This window comes from Clostridium guangxiense, from assembly GCF_021043395.1.
Lineage (GTDB): Bacteria > Bacillota > Clostridia > Clostridiales > Clostridiaceae > Clostridium_S > Clostridium_S guangxiense.
The window spans coordinates 1-3,138 of record NZ_JAJNKE010000083.1; the positions used below are offsets into that span (position 1 = coordinate 1).

General features: G+C 27.7%; 6 protein-coding genes. All 6 read left to right on the top strand.

Annotation, left to right across the window (positions count from 1 at the left end; translation table 11 throughout):
* Nucleotides 1–195 (top strand): hypothetical protein (locus LQK79_RS20645; RefSeq protein ID WP_231017767.1); only part of this gene is annotated, 195 nt, incomplete at its 5' end.
* 32 nt (nt 196–227) lie between these two features.
* Nucleotides 228–584, top strand: coding sequence for a hypothetical protein (locus tag LQK79_RS20650; protein WP_231017769.1), 357 nt, complete (start codon nt 228–230; stop codon nt 582–584).
* Nucleotides 585–957: 373 nt separating this feature from the next.
* Entirely contained in the window at nt 958–1,422 is a 465-nt protein-coding gene (locus LQK79_RS20655; RefSeq protein WP_053243577.1) for a hypothetical protein, read from the top strand.
* Nucleotides 1,423–1,480: 58 nt separating this feature from the next.
* Nucleotides 1,481–1,867 (top strand): hypothetical protein, encoded by a 387-nt coding sequence (locus LQK79_RS20660; RefSeq protein WP_053243578.1) that lies wholly within the window; start codon nt 1,481–1,483, stop codon nt 1,865–1,867.
* Between the two features lie 280 nt (nt 1,868–2,147).
* A complete protein-coding gene (locus LQK79_RS20665) occupies nt 2,148–2,432 on the top strand; it encodes a transposase (RefSeq protein ID WP_053243579.1) in 285 nt (94 codons plus the stop codon).
* A gap of 216 nt (nt 2,433–2,648) precedes the next feature.
* Nucleotides 2,649–3,029, top strand: coding sequence for a hypothetical protein (locus LQK79_RS20670; protein ID WP_231017770.1), 381 nt, complete (start codon nt 2,649–2,651; stop codon nt 3,027–3,029).
* Nucleotides 3,030–3,138: the final 109 nt, after the last annotated feature.

Consider the following 3,138-nt stretch of genomic DNA (forward strand, 5'->3'; position numbering starts at 1 on the left):
TGTGTATGGGATAATTACCATAGTGGATATAGTTCTTCAGAGGCCTTTGGAAGAAGTGCAATTGATGTAATAGGTTCAGGTACGTTAATTGGATTATCACTATTTACTCCAATAGGATTGGGTGGATTATTAGTAGCAACTGTTGTAGTTACTGTAGGCGGAGAGGTTCTAAAGAAAAAAATATATAATTATTAGCAAATCAAATATGAAGTTTATAGGGAGGTAGTATGAGAAGTACAGATAAAATAATTAAATTTATATTAGTATTTAGTATCGTCATGGTGATAAGATATATTGGAATAGAAAATATACCATATTGTGTTATATTATTTATAATATTATCGGGTATACTTTATTTTGTATGGAGTATATTTAGAATAAGAAAAAGTAAAAACAAAGATAAATATTATATAATTTTTGCTCTAAACTTAATTGCATTTTCTATATCAATATTTTTTTTAGAGATAATGCCGGTTAAATATAAATTTCTTACTAATTATCTTCTAATACCGACTTCTGTGATCTTTTTAATAATTATGTTAATTTCTGTTATTGCATGGTCTATTGCAAGTAATAAAAAATAATCCAATATATGTTTTGAAATTAAATTATTTGTATAAAAGGATATAAACTTATTATAAATTTTAGCACATATTGTTATAGGTAAATTGGAGTTGTATAAACAATGATAATTATATAAAAACTTGATATGATTTGCATTAAAATAATAAAAAAGCATCAATATGTACTAAAATTACTTATTGATGCTTTTTATAAAATCAACTATTATGAAGAGTAAATATAATTTTATTTTATGTTTAGATATATTTTATAAAGTATAACGTAATTCAATATTATTTATATAGACAAGTAGCCTTATTTTAAATGGTGTTGAATATGAAATTAAACATCAGAATGGTTAATCCAGTAGAAACAATTGTAGAATTTATATAGCGGTTGATTAAAGATAATAATAAGAATTCATCAGGCAGAATAGTTTCTAGTGGAAGTCAAGCAAAAGGTGTTACAAAAAGTGCAGTTGTTACAGGAATTGAAGGTGGAATTAGCTCAGCATTAAGCGATATTCCTAAGGCTGTACCACTAGCGATTAATAGGGCTTTAAGACGTGCTGGACTAGAGTTTATGGTACCAGTTAAAGGAGCAAATGTACTTAGAGGGATAGGTAGTGTAGAGAGAGTAGGAGCAGTAGGTGTCGTATTCACTGGTGCTGCTGTGTGGGATGATTTTCACAGTGGTTATAGCAGTAGTGAAGCATGGGGAAGGACAGGTATTGATGTTGGAGTGTCTGCAACTGTAATATTATTTGGATTGTCTAATCCAGTTGGGTGGACAGTTTTATTTGCAGTTGGAGTAGGTATGACAGCAGAAGTTGCAGAAAATCAAATATGGAAAAAAGATTAATATAAGAATGAAGATATTTAATAAGTTTATTGATACAAATTTATAGGAGATGATTTGCTTGGAAAACAAAAATGTAATAGCAATTATAGTAGCTTTTGTATTAATTGCTATTATTAAAATTATAGGTATAGAAAACATACCTTTTCCAGTCATTATTATTATACTAGTATTGTGTTCGTTAGGAATGTTTTTAAGTGTCATGAAATATAAGGGTAGTAAAAAAGAGAGAGTATATCTATTGATTATGACAATATTATCAGTATTACTATTTAGTGTATTAATAATATGGGTTAGTGTCGACAATAATTACCCTCAAATTTCAAAATATTATAGAAACCTATTTATAGTGTTAATTGCAATTATATTTTTTAGCCTTTTAATAATAGGGGGAGCTAATGCAATTTACAAATATAATAAGGGTTATAAATCAAAAAAACAAAAATAAAATAACACAAAATTATACTAATCATGTCGCTTAAATATATGCTTGAGTATAATATTTTTAGAAATTTAAATATTGAATAGTTAGAAAACAATTTAACTTACTGTATAATTAGAATTCTGCAGTAAGTAGCATCTAAAACCTAGTTGAAATCAAAAATAATCAAGAATCACTACTATGTTAAAAATGCGAGGTGATGCTAGAATATAAATAGTACAAGTTTAATTGAGAAAGTTCCAAATAAAGAATAAAATAGAACTAAGATGGAATGGGGGACTTTATCATGAATAAACAACACAGTAAGCAATTTAAAGAAGATGCAATACATTATTATGAAAGCCATAAGGAACTTGGCCAAAATGGATGTGCAAAGAATCTTGGAATTGGGGAAAGTACTTTAACTAAATGGCTTAGACAATCTCGTGAAAATGGAGGAATCACTGTACGTGGCTTTGGAAATTACTCAAGTGATGATCAAAAGGAAATTTCACGACTTAAGTGTGAACTTAGAGATACGCAGGATGCACTTGATGTGCTAAAAAAAGCTATAAGCATTCTAGGAAGATAACAGAAACTATTTACCTTAAAGTCACTAAAAAGCGTGATGATTTAAACAAGGAAAAACGCCGAGTTTCTGTTAGCGGAATGCTTAATAATTAGGCGTTTCACGTTCGGGATATAACTCTTGGTTACACAGATGCTTATGAAAATTATAAATACAGAAAATAATGATAAAATGTTAGAATTATAATGTTAGGATATTTAGAGGAAAGTGAAATGAATTATGAAAAAAAATAATATAATGGCAATTATATTTGTATTTATATCGATGAGCATTATTAAGGTTGTAGGTATAGAAAATATACCTTTTCCTATAATAGTGTTAGCATTAAGTTCTTGCATGGTAGTGGCATTTATAATTGCCTTAAAATATAATTGTAGTAAAATTGAGCGTACATTTCTATTAGTTATGACTACACTAGTAACATTAATTGCTATTATACTAATAACCGGAATTTTCATAGAAAACAAATATCCTCAAATATCAGAAAAGTATAAACCGATAATTGTAACAGTAATTCCAATTATATTTGTTATCTTTTTAATGGTAGTAGTTGCTAATGCAGTATATAAGTTTGGCAATAATAAATCAAAGAAAAAATAGCGCACTTATTATAAAAAAGACTAGGTACGAAGGATAAGGTATACAATTAAAAGTTTATTAAAGCTAACAATAAAATGTCAACAGGTACTAAGGCTACTTGTTGACGTTT